Here is a 15,432-nt window from a genome sequence, read left to right on the forward strand (position 1 = left end):
GCATTTCTGGACCTCTTGTTTGAGTCTCGTTATGGACTCGGGGGACAGGCAGCATGAGTGCGGCGCTGCGTTTACATCAAGGCCACCTTCCATGCCTCAAAGCTGGCTACCGTCTCTCTGTCCCACCCGCCTTCGTTTCTCCTGGGTGTTTCCCTTGGTGCGCTGGTGTGATTCCAGCTGGAAAGGTCAGAGGTTCAACGGCGTTGATGACATGCAGCCCTGGACAAACCTTTCACAGTGTCGGGACTGAAGGTCAAACGAAGGGTGGACCGACAGGGGGGCTGAGCGCTCCTGAAGCTGAGGGGCGACTTCGGGCCCCAGCCGCACGCCCTGCGCTTTACTCGAACTTAACACGGGCGTTTCACAGTACAACCGTGGAGCGGCAAGGACGTGGAACCAGCAACAGGGCAGGCCGCGTTACACAGCACTGGGCTTCTGAGCGCTGACTCCCGACACTGGTGTGCCGAGCACGTCAATTTTCCCCACTGACCATTCCTCAGGAGGCCACCATGACCCACGCGCATCATTCATCCGACGCGGCCAGGCTGGAGGTGGCGCTGCGCACCTGCCACAGCGGCACCGACCTGCAAGGCGCAGACACCTTTATTCGTCAGCGGCCAGGCGTGACGCAGGTCCACCTGGACCGCACCCGCAGTGTGGCACACGTGCAGATTGACCCGGCGGTCACGGATGAAACGCGTCTCCGGGCCCAGCTGGAGGCCGCTGGGTACCTCTGCACCTGTGAACGCGCGCCTGACGCCGGAGCAGGGCATGCGCACCACCCGGTCGCCTCACACGCCGGCCCTGCCCCAGCGCCGGGCGGGCACGCGGACCATGCCGGACACGGGGACGCGCATGCCGGGCATGGGGAAGCGATGGTCGCCGACATGCTGCGCCGCTTCACGGTGTCGCTGCTGCTCACCATTCCAGCGGTGCTGTACTCCCCGATCGGAGAAGCCATCGGTTTTACGGCCATGCCGCCTTTCGGCCTGGGCATGAATGTCTTCGGGCTGCTGCTCACCACGCCCGTCGTGTGGTGGGGCGGGTGGCCCTTCATCTCCGCCGCTTGGCGCGCCCTGCGGCGGGGCGAAGCGAACATGATGACCCTGATCGCGCTGGGCATCCTGGTGTCGTACGCGTACTCGGTGTGGGCCACCCTGGCGCTGGGCTCGCAGGAGGTGTTTTTCGAGGCGGCCGCGATGCTGACCACCTTCTCCCTGCTGGGCCACTGGCTGGAGATGCGCTCGCGATTCGCCACGGGGCGGGCGGTGGAGGCCCTGCTGCGCCTGGCACCTGCGACCGCCCGGGTGATCCGGGACGGCGCCGAGGTCGAACTGCCGGTCGAACAGGTGGTGACGGGTGACCTCGTGGCTATACGCCCGGGTGACCGCGTACCGGTGGACGGCGAGGTGATGAGCGGCACGTCCTTCGTGGACGAGAGCATGCTGACCGGGGAGCCGGTGCCGGTTGAGAAAACGCCAGGGGCGAAGGTCGCTGCGGGCACCGTGAACCAGAACGGGGCGTTTCAGTTCCGGGCCACGGCCGTGGGCGCGGACACCGCCCTGGCGCGCATCGTGCAGCTCGTACAGGACGCGCAGGCGAGCAAAGCGCCCGCGCAGCGCCTGGCGGACACGGCCGGGAAATACCTGGTGTTCGTGGCGCTCGGGAGCGGCCTCCTCGCCTTTCTCGCGTGGACGCTGCTGGGGGAGAGCCTGGTGTTCGCCCTGACGGCCGCCGTGTCCGCCATCGTGATTGCCTGCCCGGACGCCCTGGCGCTGGCCACGCCGACCGCCATCACGGTGGGGGTCGGGCGGGGCGCGCAGGCGGGGGTGCTGTTCAAGAACGCCTCAGCACTGGAGGCAGCAGCGGGCGTGACCACGGTGGTGTTCGATAAGACGGGCACCTTGACGGAAGGCAAGCCGGCCCTGACGGATGTGGTGCCTGCACCGGGGGTCGCCGAGCATGAGCTGCTGCGCCTGGCCGCGTCCGCCGATCAGCCCTCCCAGCATCCGCTGGCCGACGCGATCGTGCGCGGCGCCCGGGACCGGGGCTTGACGGTGACCGCACCGGAGGCCTTCGAGGCCGTGCCGGGGCGGGGGGTGCAGGCGACGGTGGATGGGCGGCAGGTCTGGATTGGCAACCGGGCGCTGATGACGCAGGCCGGGGTGAGTGTCGCGGCCGCGGAAGACCAGGCGGCGCAACTGGCGTCAGACGGCAAAACCGCCATGTTCGTGGCCGCCGATGGGCAGTTCCTGGGACTTGTGGCGGTGGCGGACCGCGTCCGGGCGTCGGCCCGCGCGGCGGTGGCCGAACTCCAGGCCCTCGGTGTGCGCACCGTCATGCTCACCGGCGACACCGAGCGTACCGCGCAGGCGGTGGCGCGGCAGCTGGGTCTGGACACGGTGATTGCGGACGTCCTGCCCGAGGAGAAAGCCGCGCAGGTGCAGGCCCTGCAGGGCCAGGGGCAGCGGGTGGCCATGGTGGGGGACGGGGTGAATGACGCGCCGGCCCTTGCGCAGGCCGAGGTGGGCATCGCGATTGGGGCCGGCACGGACGTGGCGGTGGAGACGGCGGACGTGGTGCTGGTGAACAGTGACCCGGCGGCGGTCGCGGCCAGCCTCCGTCTGGCGCGGCGCGTGCAGCGCAAGATCCGCCAGAACCTGTTCTGGGCCGTGATCTACAACGTGCTCGCCATTCCCTTCGCGGCAGGCGTGCTGTACCCGGCGTACGGGGTGCTGCTGCGCCCGGAGTGGGCGGCGCTGCTGATGAGCGTCAGCACCCTGATCGTTACGGGGAACGCGCTCCTGCTCAACCGGGGGCGACTGGGGCAGGCCACCTCTGGGTGACGTTAGTGGTCGTCGTGCCCGTCCTCGCCGCCTTCTGGGTGGGCGTCCGTGTGAGGCTCGGCGTGGGCGGGGGCCGCCTCGGGGGTCTGGGCGGCGAGAAGGGTGGTCTCCGTGGCCGGGGTTGCAGAGACGATGGCCTCGGCCGGGGTGCTGGCTGCTGTGGCCTGAGCGGGCTCAGCTGCGGCTGAGCCGTGGGCATGTCCAGCCGTGCCGGGCACGGTGATGGCCCGGCCGATGGTGGACAGGCCGCCAAACAGAAGGGCGGCCACCGCCACCGTGCCGCCCATCAGGGCCGGCAGCTTGGGGCCAAGCGTCACCCCTTCACGGCTCAGGAAGGCCAGCACCGCCAGGATCAGACCCACCGGAATCAGCACGGAGGAATAAGCCGGGTTATCCAGGTAGTGCTGCACGCCGCCGGTCATCATGCCCATGCCCACGGAGAGGACAAACGACACCAGCAGGAACGCGCCCAGGTTCGTGGGGCGGGTGTTCTTGCGCAGCACGAATTCCTGCAGGTAGTTGCCGATGGTGAAGCACACGACGCCCAGCACCGCGAGCGCCAGGTAGTACGCGGTGTTCTCCCCCAATCCGAGGTGCACGATGCCGCCGGCGATGAAACTCGTGGAGGCCAGCAGGAGGAAGTACGCAAAAAACGGCAGCAGCAGCTGACGGCGGACGGAAGTCTCACTGCGGGACGTCGGTTGGGGGAGGCTCACAAAAAAGGACCTTAACGGCGGAATGTAAAGCTCTTGTAAAGCTTTAATGAAGGTCGCCGACCCGGTCCTCAGCTGCGTGAACGGGTGCTCAGGAGCAGATTCGCCTGTCTCCCAAGACGTTGAAGAGTGGGGCAAACAGGAAGAGGGCGTGCCTGAACATTGCTGCCACGAACACGCCAGTTCCTGGTTCACGACGGGCTTAAGGCTACCTCTACCTGCTCGCCTCTTATGCAAAGAGACTGACCCCTGTTCCTCCCTGGGTCACGCTTCTGGGCTGGAGTGCTGACTCTTCGTCCTGTCACCTGCGAGCTTCACTTCATTTCTGGAGTTTAAAACTGCTAAAGTAGAGCCGTTGGGAGTGCCTCCCTACCGGCCTGGGCCCTGGACCCAGCCGCCAGCGCCGCCGATCACTTGACCAGGGGTCAAGGCGCTCATGTCCAGGGGACATGGGCGCAGATCGCCCGCCCACCGCGCCGACCAGGCGGCGTGGTCCCCACGAAGCAGTGCAGGGCACCGCTGCGTGGGCTGCTTCCCGGCAGGTCACGGCCCATCAGGGATGGCCGTGACCCAGCAGACCGGTGCGCACACCAGGGGTGAGCGCCCGCCGGACTCGCCCAGAAGGCTGTGAGACATGACGCAGACGTTTTCCCCCACCCGCACCGTTCCTGCCCTGCCCGGCACGTCGCTGCTCGGGCTGAAGGCGACCACCCTGCTCGACCTGGGCGACGCGGTTCACGCGGGCTTCAAGCCCACCACCCTGCAGCGCCTCGCGCAGCACATCGGCCTGTCCATCGGTGAAACACTGGCCCTGATCGGGCTCAGTGACAGCACGTACCACAGCTACCGCCGCAATGGACGGGCGCTGAGCCCGGACGTGAGCACGCACCTGTACCAACTGGCGCGCGTGACCGAAGCGGCTGAAGCGTACTTCGAGGACGCGCCGGCGGCCCACGCCTGGCTGCAGACCGCCCGACCCACGTTCGGCCACCGGACCCCCCTTCAGTTCGCCCTCCTGCCTGGAGGTGCCGAGTACGTGACGACCGTGCTGAGCAGACTTGAGCACGGAGTCTACACGTGAGCCTGACCCTCCACCGCATCAGCAAACTCAAGTACGCCACCCTACAAACTCTCGACGCGCACGGCCTGGGCGCCGCGCAGTACGGCGGCCGCTGGAACAGCCCCGACCCCGCGCTGGAGCATGACCGGCGCATCATCTACGCCAGTGATACCCTCGCTCAGGCGACCCTGGAAGTCATCGTGCACGTGGACAGTCAGGTGCTGCACACCGTGGCCCATGGGCACGTCACCCTGGAGGTGGACCCAGCCGGCATTCTGGACCTCGCGCCCGGCGATCTACCCGCCACCTGGAATGCCCAACCGGAAACCCCGGCCACGCAGGTGATCGGGGACGAGTGGTATGACCTTCAGGCCTCACCAGTCCTGCGGATTCCGTCCGCAGTGCTGCCCCTCTCGGTTTTCGTGCCTGGCCAGGCCAATTACCTGATCAACGCGCGCCACCCGCAGGCGGCGGCCATGGTGCGCCTCCTGGGCGCTGTGCCCCTCACGTTTGACCCTCGGCTGTAACCGTCCTGTGCAGGGCGCTCCCGTCACCGCTCAGCCGCTCTGACACCATCGGCAGCAGGCGCGGGCCCCTCCTTGAGGGGCCCGCGCCTGCTGCCTTCGGATTCGCCCCTTCCCGGTTGGGTGTGTTGAACCAGGAAGGGGAGGTTTGACTCGTCAAGTTCCGCCACGTTTCTTCCAACATTGAAGCAATGGCCCGCTGGGCTGAGGCGTCAGGCGCCCCGGTTCCAGACATGCTCCGCGCGGACACGGGTCAGCACCGAGACTCACGCGGCCATCAGTCCGAAGCAGATTACGGCGGCATCGCACGCCGAACCCGTTAAGTGAAATGCGGCCCGTAAGCGTGAACCCATAGGCTTCTGGTCCAGCATCAGCGCCGGCGCCCGTGGTGACGGCCGCTTTCCGTTTCTCCCGCACCGCAGGTTGCCGTGTGGCTGCGGCGTTCGTCTCTGTAGCATAGGGGATGCCGCCCCGGACCCTCTTCTTGCAGCCATCCCTTCGACAGTTCATTGACGAGCGGCGTCAAGCGGCCCTGAAAGAAGCCAATCAAGTCAAAGACCAAGACCTGATGTACGGCGACCTCAACGAGATCGCCATGCAATTAGCGGCGAGACACCGCTTGGACACGCCACGTTTCGGAAAACCAAGTGTAGACGCGCCGAAAGCAGTCACGCTCTCTGCCGACGATGTGCAGCGGATGCCTGAGGCGTTTTCGCTGGCGCTCTGGCCAGGACGCGCCAGCTACCCAGGTGTGCGCGTCACTGTCCGGGTGCCTTTTGAAGGGCACCCTGAACTGTTCAAGTACCAGCCCAGCAGTTTCAATATGAGCCGGCATTGCAGTAGCAATGAGCCGGAGAATCGGGGGTTCACCCGCCCGTTCATGGGGACGTTGGCCAACGCGGGCTGACGACACAGCGGCGTGCGTGTGCGGCGGCTGTCTGCCTTCACCAGAGGGCCGCCACGGTCTCGTCGGAGGCAGCTCACAGCCAACGCGGCACCCGCGCGCGGTACGCGACATACGCCTCCCCATGCACGCCGTGCAGGTAGGCCTCCTCGAGCCGGACCTGAACCTGCATCAGCACCTCCCCCGCCACCAGCAGCGTCAGGGTCACCGCCTGTGGCGCGGCCAAAAACAGACCCAGCAACATCAGGCGCATGGCCAGGAAGATCGGATTGCGCGAGCGGGCAAACACGCCGCTTTGCACCAAAGCGGTCCGCGCCCGCGCATCCAGTCCGATTCGCCAGGACGCGCCCATCTGGGCCTGGGCCACCAGGGTCAGCCCCAGGGCAGCGGCCATCAGGAGCCAGCCCCCACCCTGAAGCGCGGGGCTGACCAACCAGGGCAACGTCCCCACCAGCTCTGCCGCTTGAGGTACGGCGGCGAGTCCCCCCGTGGTCAGCAGGACAGCGGCCATCAGCAGGCGCATGGCCGCGCCCACATACCCCTGCGGACTGTCATCCTGGGGCAACACGTATGGATTGATCCCGGTGCGTCGCCAGACCAGCACTGAGCGCCAGACGAACGCGAGCAGCAGGTAAAGCAGGGTGAGGGCAAACAGCGCTGGATACAATACTTGAGATTCCATATCTGAGCATACATTCATATATAGAGCCAAGCAAGGGGCCCAGAGCGCGTCTCCCTGGGCCGGTCCTTTAAAACTTGACGAAGAAGGCGGTGAAGTACATCAGGGCGACGCCGACGGTAAAGCCGCCCAGGGTGGACCAGCCCACCAGGGGCGCGCCCAAGGCCGCCGTGTTGCGCGCCACCAGGCGGCTGACTTCCCAGACCACCTGCACGATGGCGCCCACCCCCACCGCCAGGAACACGGTCGCCAGCACCGGATTGAAGGCGAAGCCGCCCAGCCAGGTGCCCAGGATGGCGGGTCCACCAGCGATCAGCGCCAGCAGGGCAAACTGAGTGAGCCTGGGCCTGTGGCGCACGACGGGGGCCACGATGCCCACCCCCTCCGTGATGTTGTGCAGGGTGAAGCCCAGAATCAGGAAGGTGCCCAGCGCCGCTTCGCCCAGCGCAAACGCCGCCCCAATCGCCAGGCCCTCGCCAAGGTTGTGCAGCCCGATCCCCGTGGCGATGCGGTAGGACAGGCCCAGCGGCGCGTCCTCGGGCTTGCGCTTGCCCCCCAGGGCCAGCAGGACCCCCAGGGTCAACAGGGCGATCAGCAGCACGGCTGGGGTGCCCTGCCAGAAGGCGGGCAGCGCGGCCGCGAACGCCTGCGCGTCCAGGTAGGTGCCCACCGCGAGGTAGACGAGCAGGCCCACCGTCAGGGCCAGAATGAAGTTCATGGCCGGGGCACTCAGGCGGCGCATCCAGGGAAACCAGAGCATGCCCAGCAGCACCGGCACCACGCCCACATACAACCCGACCAGGCCGAAGCGCACGAACAGATCGCGGCCCGGCTGCGGGGTCAGGGTGGCGACCGGAATCTCTGCTTCGAACACCGTGCCCAGTGAGGTCAGCAGCGCCACGTTGTGGGCCTCGCCCTCCACCCAGGGATAAGGAATCGTCAGCGTTGCGGTGCCCAGGCGGGGAATGGCCCCAGCGGGCCGGGCCGTGAACGACCAGAACGCGTCATCCACCATCACCTGCGGAATCGTGACGGCCTGCGGGCCGTCGTTGATCACCTGCACCTGAATGACGCCGCGCTCGGGGAGGGTCACGCGGCCCACCTTGACCTGCTCGACGGGCGGCCCCTGAAGCGTCTTGAGCCCGCCGCCGGTCGCCACCAGATACGCAAGCACCGCGCCCAGCAGCAACAGCGGCACCAGGGCCAGGCCCCAGAGACTGGCCCAGCGGCCGCCCCCCACGGCCGGCGCACTCACGAGCGGCCCCCGGCAGCGCCTTGCCGACTGCGCTGGTCCCACCCGGCATCCACGCCCGCCGCTTTCAACGCGGCGGGATAGGCATCTGGCTCCACCACCTGAAACGAGCCCATCCAGCCGAGTTCGGTGAACTCGCTGATGTGCGGGTGGAACATGAAATTGCCCGTGAATTTGTACTTGAATTCCAGGATCCCGCGCTGGCCCTGCGCCTGCATGATGGTGTCCACGATGCGGCTGGTAGGTTCCAGGGTGGTGCCGGTGTCGTAATAGTTGAAAAAGTTCGCGTGCAGGTGGAACGAATTGATCAGATCAAACTCCAGGATGTTGATCAGGTAGATGCGAATGAGTTCCCCCTTCTGCACGGGAATGGGCCGGCGCGCGAACTCGAAGCCCACCGTGTTCACCGCGTAGATCTCATTGGCCCCGTCAAAGTTGGTGTCGAAGGCGTTTTGCACCATCACGAACTCGCGCGCGGGTGGCCGCCCCTCCTTGGGGTCCACGATGAACGCGCCGTACATGCCCTTGTGAATGTGCCGCTTTAGACTGGTGGCGTGGCAGTGGTACAGGTGGCAGCCGAAGGGCTCGGCGTCGAACTCGTACACGAAGCGCCCGCCCGGCTGGATTTCACCGGGCCCGGCGCCCGGCACCCCGTCCATTTCGGCCGAATGCACGCCGTGAAAGTGGATGGTGTGCGCGTGAATGGTCGCGTTGATGAACGTGATGCGCAGCCGGTCGCCTTCCGTGCAGCGCAGGGTCGGCCCCGGCACGCGGCCGTTGTAGGTCCAGGCGGGGAAGAAGATGCCGGGGGCAATCTCAATCTCCTTGTCCTGCGCGATCATGGTGTACTCGCGCAGGGTCTGGCCGTTCGGGAGGGTGCTGACCTTGCCCCAGTCCCAGTCGGTGAGCATCGCCATGGGGTCAAAGCCGTTGCGCTTGTGGTTCACGGCGCCCACCATCAGGTTGTTGCCGTGCCCAGCGTGGGCCGTGGTGGAGGGTACTGGGCTGACTGGGGCTGTTCCCGTGTGCCCGGCAGGGTGGGTCCCACCCTGCCCCAGTGCCGCGCTGCCTGCCAGCGCCGCAGCGCCGCCTGCCCCCACGCGCAGCACGTCACGCCGGGACAGCAGGGACCGCCACCAGCTCACCGCGTCACCGCTGGATGACCGACCAATCTGAATTTTATGTTCAACATAATTGAGTATTAGTCTTGCCTAAAATATTGTCAAGGCGTGCCATACTTTTCGCATGCCCGGGCACACCTTCTCCCCGTCCGTGGAGGACTATCTCAAACAGATGTACCTGCTCGGGCAGGGCGGGCGCGTCTCCACCCAGGCCCTGGCCGACGCGCACGGCGTCAACCCGGCCAGCGTGACCGCCATGCTGCGCCGCCTCACCGAGCGGGGCCTGGTCCGGCACGTGCCCTACCGCGGCGCGCACCTCACGCCCGCAGGCGTGCGCGCCGCCCTGAACGTGTTGCGGCGCCACACCCTGCTGGAACTGTACCTGCATGAAGCCCTGGGCTACCCCATGAGCGACGTGCATGAGGAGGCCGAGCGCCTGGAGCACGTGATGAGTGAGGGGCTTGAAGCGCGGGTGACCGCGTGGCTGGGCCATCCCGTCATTGATCCGCACGGTGACGCCATCCCGGGCAGTGACGGCCACCCAGCGACCGGGTCTGGACTTCGCCTCACGGACGTGCCCCTGGCCACCCTGGCCCGCATCATTCAGCTTCCCCATCAGCCTCAGGCGGCGCAGGCCCTTCAAGTCCACGCCCTGAGGCCAGGCGTCAGGGTCACGGTGCGGGCACGCTGTCCAGGCCTGGGCACCCTGACCGTTCAGGCAGAGGGCGCAGGCCAGCCCGTGGTCCTGGCTGAAACCGTGGCCCGCCGCATTGGTGTCACCCTGACATAACGGCTGAGAAGCAGCGTGCCCGCACCACGAAGCACCGGACGGTTTCCTGGCCGTCCGGTGCCCGCGACGCGTGACTGGCCTTTCAGGCGGGGAGGGCCTCACAGCGAACCAGTTGATTCTGTCGGCTTATTGGGGTTTCAGAGCCGCAAAGCGTGATATGCGAGTGCCCTGCCGGGGGACATGCTCAAGCCAGGCTGCGACACGCATGAGGTTGATTGCCGCCGCAGTCGCCACATGTTGCACATGGGTTTTCGCTTGTCCCCGATACCTTGACCGGCGCAAACCCATGGTCCGCACGCCCAATGAGTGTGTCCCCTCAATGCCGGCACGGCGTGTATAGACCTTGCCCCACTGGACGCTGGTCTCCAATGCCCGGCCTTCCTGAATCGCCTCATGCTGCGCCTGCCCCCGTAACGACAGTTTCCGCCCAGCCGATTTCACTCTGGTGCAGCGCGCTTTGACCGGACACTTCTGACAGTCCCGTTCTCGAAATCGCACTTCAATCAGGTCATACCCGCGCTTTTCCCGCAGGTTTTTCCAATAGTACGAGGTGTGTCCCTGTGGACACACGGCCTGCTCCTTGGCCCAGTCAATCTGAAACGCCGTCACATCGTAGCCTCCTGACCGTGCCTGCCAGCTGGCGTTCTGCCGTGCTGGCCCAATCACCCGGACCCCATGGTGCTCTTTCGCCCGAACCACCAGATCGCCACTGATGTAGCCGCCATCCAGCAAATGTTCCTCTGGGAGCAGCTGGCGTTCTGCCAATGACTGATGGATGTCGTCGATCACCTGATAGTCCGTGAGGGCGGCTTCCGTGGTGCGCACAGCAGTCATGACATGAGGCGTGTCCTCCTCGCAGCTTTCGGTGAAATGCACCTTATAGCCCGACCACTTGAGGCCCCCTCTCGCCCCGTACCCCGCTTCCGGGTCATAGGGTGAGTTGAACCGCTCACGCGCATTGGTCACCATCCCGTCCTGCCACCGCACGTCTCCGTCCACCTGCGTGAACTGCAGGGCCCACATCCGCCGTAAGGTCTGCACGGCTGGCAAGTCGCCGAGCTGCACGTGGGCTGTGCCGTCGATCTGAGTCAGGAGTGCACAGCCATCCTGGCCAATTTGACAGGCATACGCGTGGCCCTCTTCCTGGCCTTTCGGCAGCCGTGCACTCTCCAGCCGTTCGCCGTACCTTGAAAACCACTCCGGTGGGCACCAGGCCAACCACGTTGGTTGGATGGTCGCAATCGCGTTTAGCGCAGCCCTCAACGTTTCCCCCACCGATTCCAGGCGAGTCAGGGACCGGACGCGGGCCAGGACATGGGTTGAGTCTGTCCGTTGCCGGCCACGCCTCTTGATCAGACCCCGGTCTCGAAACTTGCTCAGGAGACCATCCAGCAACTGCCCTTCAGCGCTTCCGGCAATGAGCCTGGACCGAAACTCGCTCAGCACGCTGAAGTGAAAGCCAGGATCGTCCAGGGGCAGGCCCAGGAGATACTTCAGGTCGATGCGAGCCCGCACCTGATCGGCAGCCTGCCGGTCGGTCACACCTTCCAGAAATTGCACCACAGTGATGAGGGCCAGGCGCCACGGCGGCAACGCGGGCCGACCCCGTCTCGAAAACAAGTCCTGGAAGGCACCATCATCGAAGAGTTCGCCAAACTCGTCTCGAAGGCTGAGATACAGGTTGCCCTGAGGAAAGGCCATGTGGGCGATGCGTGCCGTGTCTTCGGGAAGGGAGAGGGAATTGGTTGGACGCAGCATGATTGAGTGTGCCCCACCATCTGTCAGACTCACACCCAACGGCACATCACTGAATAGAATAGATGGGTGACCACTCTGACTGCGCCTCCGGTGCTTGACCAGCTTAAGGCGCTTGCACAAGACACCCGATACGACCTGGTGCGTCATCTGGCTCAGGGCGAACACTGTGTTTGCGACCTCGAAGCCCTGCTGGGCTTACCTCAATCCAAAGTCTCTTACCACCTGGGCATCCTCAAAGAAGCGGGCCTCGTGACGGCAGAACAGCGCGGAAAGAATACGTACTACACGCTGCGCCGCGAACCCCTGTTCCGCATTGGTGGTCACCTGCTCGTGGATCTCTTCCCAGATCACGTCGGCTTGACACATCAACCGAAATCGGTGTGTTAACGTGGCCGGGTGCCCCGTGTCCTGATTCTCTGCACCCACAATTCCGCCCGCTCCCAAATGGCCGAAGCCCTCACCCGTAACGCGGCCCAGCGCCTGGGCGTGGACCTGGAGGTGCATTCCGCCGGAACCGAAGCCACGCGGGTCAAAGATGACGCTAAAACCGTGATGGCCGAACTGGGCATTGACCTGTCGACCCATATCAGCAAGACCCTCTGGGATGTGCCTGACGCACAGAACTTCGACTACGTCGTCACCGTTTGTGACAGTGCCGCTGAAGCGTGCCCGGTGTACCCCGGCAAAACCAACCGGCGTCACTACCCGTTCACGGACCCCAGTGGCGGCAGCCTGGACCGCTGGCGCACCGTACGCGACCAGCTTAAAGTCCAGTTCGATGCCTTCGTGCAGGCGCTGAAAGATGGCGAGGACGCGCCCCCCACCTACGAAGACAGTCCTGCCGTCACGGTGGCCTGAGATGACGGTGCCCCTGTCCCGCGCCGTCACGGCTGAAGGTCTAGGCACCTTTGCCCTGGTGTTCTTCGGGCCTGGTGCGGCAGTTGTTCAGGCACAGACGGGGGCTCTCGGGCACCTCGGGGTCGCGGTGGTCTTCGGTCTCACGGTGACGGCCGTCATTGCCGCCCTCGCCCCCATCAGCGGCGCACACATCAACCCAGCCGCTACGTTTGCGCTGACGCTGGCTGGAAAGTTCCCGAAGGCGCGTGTGGTGCCCTACGTGGCCGCTCAGTTGATCGGGGCGACTCTGGCGGCCTTTGTCCTGCTCGCTCTGTTCGGCATGAAGGGCAATCTGGGCGTCACCGTGCCGGCTGGCAGCGTTATGCAGGCGTTCGTTCTGGAACTGATCCTGACCTTCTTCCTCCTCCTGGTCGCCCTGCGGTCGGGATTGCCTTGGGTTGTGGGCGGTGTAGTGGCCCTGGAAGCCGCCATGGGCGGCCCCATCACGGGCGCAAGCATGAACCCGGCCCGCTCCTTTGGTCCGGCCTTGGCCAGCGGCATCTGGACGGCCCACTGGCTGTACTGGGTTGCCCCTTTGCTTGGTGCGGCGCTTGCGGTCGCGGCCAACCACCTCCTGGCCCCCACTGAACCAGTCGAAACCCAGCCCCGCAGGGCCCAGGAATTTGTTCCTGAAGGAGAAACTGCATGACCGACGCTCCCCGCCCCATCCGTGTGCTCTTCCTCTGCACCGGCAACACCGCCCGGTCCCAGATGGCCCAGGTGCTGCTTGAACACCACGGGGGGGACAGGTTTCAGGTCACCTCTGCTGGCCTGGAACCAGGTGAGGTGAATCCCCTCACGGTGCAGGTCCTCAAAGAGCAGGGCTTCCCAACGGAGCACCTCCAGGCCAAGGGTGTGCGGCCCTTGATCGCGGAGCACTTCACCTACGTGATCACCGTCTGTGACCGTGCAGAAGCAAATTGCCCCAGCTTCCCGAATGCGACCTACCGATTGTCGTGGTCGTTCGATGATCCAGCTGCGGCCACAGGTACTGAAGACGAGCGCCTGCAGGTGTTCCGCCGCGTGCGGGATGAGATTGACGCCCGCGTGCAGGCCTGGGTCGCGGAGCGCGCATGAAGATTGCGGTCTATGGAGACGTACATGGCAACCGTTTCGCTCTGGAGGCGGTCGTTGAAGACATCAAGGCCCACCAACCGGACGCCTGGGTCAATCTGGGGGACCAGCTCTTTGGTGGTGCCGACCCCGCTGGGGCGTGGCAGCTTCAACAACAGCTCAAAGCCGAGTACGGCGTCCTGGAAGTGCGGGGGAATACCGATGAGCGCCTGGGGCAGCCGCTCACCGAGACCACCGAAAAGCGCGAGATGCTGGCCTGGCTCCATGAGCAGCTCCCCGAGGGTGCTGGAGCGTACGTGGCTGGCCTGCCCACCTCCGTCTCCTTGGCCGACGGTCAAGTCCTGGCCGCCCACGGGACCCCAGACTCCGCCTGGACCTACCTGCTGCGCGATGGCAACGCCTGGGCACATGACGACTTGGTGCAGGAACGGCTGAGCAACCCCGGGAACGCCCGTGTCGTCATCGTGGGCCACTCCCACCTGGAACACCTTCGCCAGATAGGTGCCTTGACCGTGGTGAACGCGGGTGCGGTCTCCCGGCAGAAAGACGGCTCGCCCCTCGCCCGCTGGGTGCTGCTGGAGGGTGAAGGGGGCGCATGGAACGTCACCTTCCGGCGTGTGCCCTACAACATTGAGGCGGCGGCTCAATGGGCCGACCAACACGCCTATCACGGCACAAAAGAAGCCACGCAGCTCCGGACTGGAAAGGACTCAAAATGACCCAGCACTACGACGTGGTGATCGTCGGCGGCGGCCCCGCCGGCCTGACCGCTGCGATTTACACCGGCCGCGCCAGCCTGAAGACCCTGATTCTGGAAAAGGGCCTGCCCGGCGGCCAGATTGCTCAGACAGAAGAAGTCGAGAACTACCCCGGTTTCCCCGAGCCCATCAGCGGCATGGAACTGGCGGGCCGCATGCAGCAGCAGGCCGAGAAATTCGGCGGCGTGATCGAAATGGACGAGGTGCAGGCCATCGTGCGCGACGAGCAGGACCACGAGTACCCGTTCACGGTGACGGGCTACGGCGGCACCTACCGCGCCAAGGCCGTGATTCTGGCCACCGGGGCCAACCCCAAGCGCCTGAACGTGCCCGGCGAGGAGCACTTCTGGGGCAAGGGCGTCAGCACCTGCGCCACCTGCGACGGTTTCTTTTACCGGGGCAAGAAGGTGGTCGTGGTGGGCGGCGGCGACGCCGCCGTGGAAGAGGGCCTGTTCCTGACCAAGTTTGCTGACGAGGTGACCCTGATTCACCGCCGCGATACCCTGCGCGCCAACAAGGTGGCCCAGGCCCGGGCGTTTTCCAATCCCAAGATGAAGTTCATCTGGGACACGGCGGTCGAGGAAATCGAGGGCGACGACACCGTGACCGGGGTGCACCTGAAGAACCTGAAAACCGGCGAGGTGACCGATATGGCCACCGACGGCGTGTTCATCTTCATCGGTCATGTGCCGAACACCGACTTCGTGAAGGACACCGTGAAGCTGCGCCCCGACGGCTACGTGGACGTGACCGACGAGATCTACACCAGCGTGCCCATGCTGTTCGCTGCGGGCGACGTGAGTGATTACATCTACCGCCAACTGGGCACCAGCGTCGGGGCCGGCACCCGCGCCGCCATGAGCGCCGAGCGCGCCCTGGCCGCCCTGGAAGTCGAAGCCGAAACTGCCGCAGACTGATCAGGCGTCTGGCGTTTCCCCTTCTTCAAGTTTGAAGTCCTTGAAGAAGGGGATGCGTTGTTCAGGCAGGGCTTCGTGTTCAGTATTCCGGCCGAGGAGCGGACGCTGTTCCAGATACAGCCGCTCCTCCAAAGGATCA

The 15,432-nt window shown here is 65.6% G+C and carries 16 protein-coding genes; 11 read left to right on the forward strand and 5 right to left on the reverse strand.

Annotation, left to right across the window (positions count from 1 at the left end; translation table 11 throughout):
* Positions 1-509 precede the first annotated feature (509 nt).
* A complete protein-coding gene (locus K7W41_RS21620) occupies positions 510-2,846 on the forward strand; it encodes a copper-translocating P-type ATPase (RefSeq protein WP_224612473.1) in 2,337 nt (778 codons plus the stop codon).
* Between the two features lie 2 nt (positions 2,847-2,848).
* Here the strand turns inward: K7W41_RS21620 and K7W41_RS21625 are convergent, their stop codons facing one another.
* A complete protein-coding gene (locus tag K7W41_RS21625) occupies positions 2,849-3,562 on the reverse strand; it encodes a hypothetical protein (protein WP_224612475.1) in 714 nt (237 codons plus the stop codon).
* 631 nt (positions 3,563-4,193) lie between these two features.
* Between K7W41_RS21625 and parS the strand changes: the two genes are divergently transcribed.
* From parS to K7W41_RS21640, 3 genes are all read left to right on the forward strand, one after another.
* Positions 4,194-4,640 carry a type II RES/Xre toxin-antitoxin system antitoxin gene (parS, locus tag K7W41_RS21630; protein ID WP_224612477.1) on the forward strand — a complete coding sequence of 149 codons (447 nt, stop codon included), beginning with the start codon at positions 4,194-4,196 and terminating at the stop codon, positions 4,638-4,640.
* Entirely contained in the window at positions 4,637-5,146 is a 510-nt protein-coding gene (locus K7W41_RS21635; RefSeq protein ID WP_224612479.1) for an RES family NAD+ phosphorylase, read from the forward strand. Before parS ends, K7W41_RS21635 begins: the two co-directional genes overlap by 4 nt.
* A gap of 460 nt (positions 5,147-5,606) precedes the next feature.
* Entirely contained in the window at positions 5,607-6,050 is a 444-nt protein-coding gene (locus K7W41_RS21640; RefSeq protein WP_107139223.1) for a hypothetical protein, read from the forward strand.
* A gap of 73 nt (positions 6,051-6,123) precedes the next feature.
* Here the strand turns inward: K7W41_RS21640 and K7W41_RS21645 are convergent, their stop codons facing one another.
* From K7W41_RS21645 to K7W41_RS21655, 3 genes are all read right to left on the reverse strand, one after another.
* Positions 6,124-6,729, reverse strand: coding sequence for a methyltransferase family protein (locus K7W41_RS21645; protein ID WP_107139224.1), 606 nt, complete (start codon positions 6,727-6,729; stop codon positions 6,124-6,126).
* Between the two features lie 67 nt (positions 6,730-6,796).
* On the reverse strand, positions 6,797-7,981 hold the full coding sequence (locus tag K7W41_RS21650) for a ZIP family metal transporter (RefSeq protein ID WP_199188435.1): 1,185 nt from the start codon (positions 7,979-7,981) through the stop codon (positions 6,797-6,799).
* Entirely contained in the window at positions 7,978-9,123 is a 1,146-nt protein-coding gene (locus tag K7W41_RS21655; protein WP_107139225.1) for a multicopper oxidase domain-containing protein, read from the reverse strand. The genes K7W41_RS21650 and K7W41_RS21655 overlap by 4 nt, the downstream gene beginning before the upstream one ends.
* A gap of 100 nt (positions 9,124-9,223) precedes the next feature.
* On the opposite strand from K7W41_RS21655, the gene K7W41_RS21660 reads away from it, so the two are divergent.
* Entirely contained in the window at positions 9,224-9,889 is a 666-nt protein-coding gene (locus K7W41_RS21660) for a metal-dependent transcriptional regulator (protein ID WP_107139226.1), read from the forward strand.
* 126 nt (positions 9,890-10,015) lie between these two features.
* On the opposite strand, the gene K7W41_RS21665 is transcribed toward K7W41_RS21660, so the two are convergent.
* Complete coding sequence (locus K7W41_RS21665) at positions 10,016-11,650, reverse strand: IS1182 family transposase (RefSeq protein ID WP_224612485.1); 1,635 nt, start codon at positions 11,648-11,650, stop codon at positions 10,016-10,018.
* Positions 11,651-11,713: 63 nt separating this feature from the next.
* On the opposite strand from K7W41_RS21665, the gene K7W41_RS21670 reads away from it, so the two are divergent.
* From K7W41_RS21670 to trxB, 6 genes are read left to right on the forward strand one after another with little or no spacing between them, the layout of a single operon-like run.
* Positions 11,714-12,034 carry an ArsR/SmtB family transcription factor gene (locus tag K7W41_RS21670; protein ID WP_107139227.1) on the forward strand — a complete coding sequence of 107 codons (321 nt, stop codon included), beginning with the start codon at positions 11,714-11,716 and terminating at the stop codon, positions 12,032-12,034.
* A 9-nt stretch (positions 12,035-12,043) separates the two neighbouring features.
* Positions 12,044-12,505, forward strand: coding sequence for an arsenate reductase ArsC (locus K7W41_RS21675; protein ID WP_107139228.1), 462 nt, complete (start codon positions 12,044-12,046; stop codon positions 12,503-12,505).
* 1 nt (position 12,506) lies between these two features.
* Positions 12,507-13,193 (forward strand): MIP/aquaporin family protein, encoded by a 687-nt coding sequence (locus K7W41_RS21680; RefSeq protein ID WP_224612481.1) that lies wholly within the window; start codon positions 12,507-12,509, stop codon positions 13,191-13,193.
* Positions 13,190-13,621 (forward strand): arsenate reductase ArsC, encoded by a 432-nt coding sequence (locus tag K7W41_RS21685; RefSeq protein WP_107139230.1) that lies wholly within the window; start codon positions 13,190-13,192, stop codon positions 13,619-13,621. The genes K7W41_RS21680 and K7W41_RS21685 overlap by 4 nt, the downstream gene beginning before the upstream one ends.
* Positions 13,618-14,337, forward strand: a complete 720-nt coding sequence (locus K7W41_RS21690; protein ID WP_107139231.1) for a metallophosphoesterase family protein — start codon at positions 13,618-13,620, stop codon at positions 14,335-14,337. The genes K7W41_RS21685 and K7W41_RS21690 overlap by 4 nt, the downstream gene beginning before the upstream one ends.
* Positions 14,334-15,293, forward strand: coding sequence for a thioredoxin-disulfide reductase (gene trxB, locus K7W41_RS21695; protein WP_224612483.1), 960 nt, complete (start codon positions 14,334-14,336; stop codon positions 15,291-15,293). Before K7W41_RS21690 ends, trxB begins: the two co-directional genes overlap by 4 nt.
* The last annotated feature ends 139 nt before the right edge of the window (positions 15,294-15,432 follow it).

It is taken from the genome of Deinococcus multiflagellatus, from assembly GCF_020166415.1.
In the GTDB taxonomy this organism is placed as follows: Bacteria; Deinococcota; Deinococci; order Deinococcales; family Deinococcaceae; genus Deinococcus; species Deinococcus multiflagellatus.

What these genes read in the sequence shown, in the direction of transcription:
- K7W41_RS21680 (WP_224612481.1), top strand. Translation starts at nt 12,507, where the DNA reads ATGACGGTGCCCCTGTCCCGCGCCGTCACGGCTGAAGGTCTAGGCACC.
- parS (WP_224612477.1), top strand. Translation starts at nt 4,194, where the DNA reads ATGACGCAGACGTTTTCCCCCACCCGCACCGTTCCTGCCCTGCCCGGC.
- K7W41_RS21620 (WP_224612473.1), top strand. Translation starts at nt 510, where the DNA reads ATGACCCACGCGCATCATTCATCCGACGCGGCCAGGCTGGAGGTGGCG.
- K7W41_RS21690 (WP_107139231.1), top strand. Translation starts at nt 13,618, where the DNA reads ATGAAGATTGCGGTCTATGGAGACGTACATGGCAACCGTTTCGCTCTG.
- K7W41_RS21685 (WP_107139230.1), top strand. Translation starts at nt 13,190, where the DNA reads ATGACCGACGCTCCCCGCCCCATCCGTGTGCTCTTCCTCTGCACCGGC.
- K7W41_RS21645 (WP_107139224.1), bottom strand. Translation starts at nt 6,729, where the DNA reads ATGGAATCTCAAGTATTGTATCCAGCGCTGTTTGCCCTCACCCTGCTT.
- K7W41_RS21660 (WP_107139226.1), top strand. Translation starts at nt 9,224, where the DNA reads ATGCCCGGGCACACCTTCTCCCCGTCCGTGGAGGACTATCTCAAACAG.
- trxB (WP_224612483.1), top strand. Translation starts at nt 14,334, where the DNA reads ATGACCCAGCACTACGACGTGGTGATCGTCGGCGGCGGCCCCGCCGGC.
- K7W41_RS21640 (WP_107139223.1), top strand. Translation starts at nt 5,607, where the DNA reads ATGCCGCCCCGGACCCTCTTCTTGCAGCCATCCCTTCGACAGTTCATT.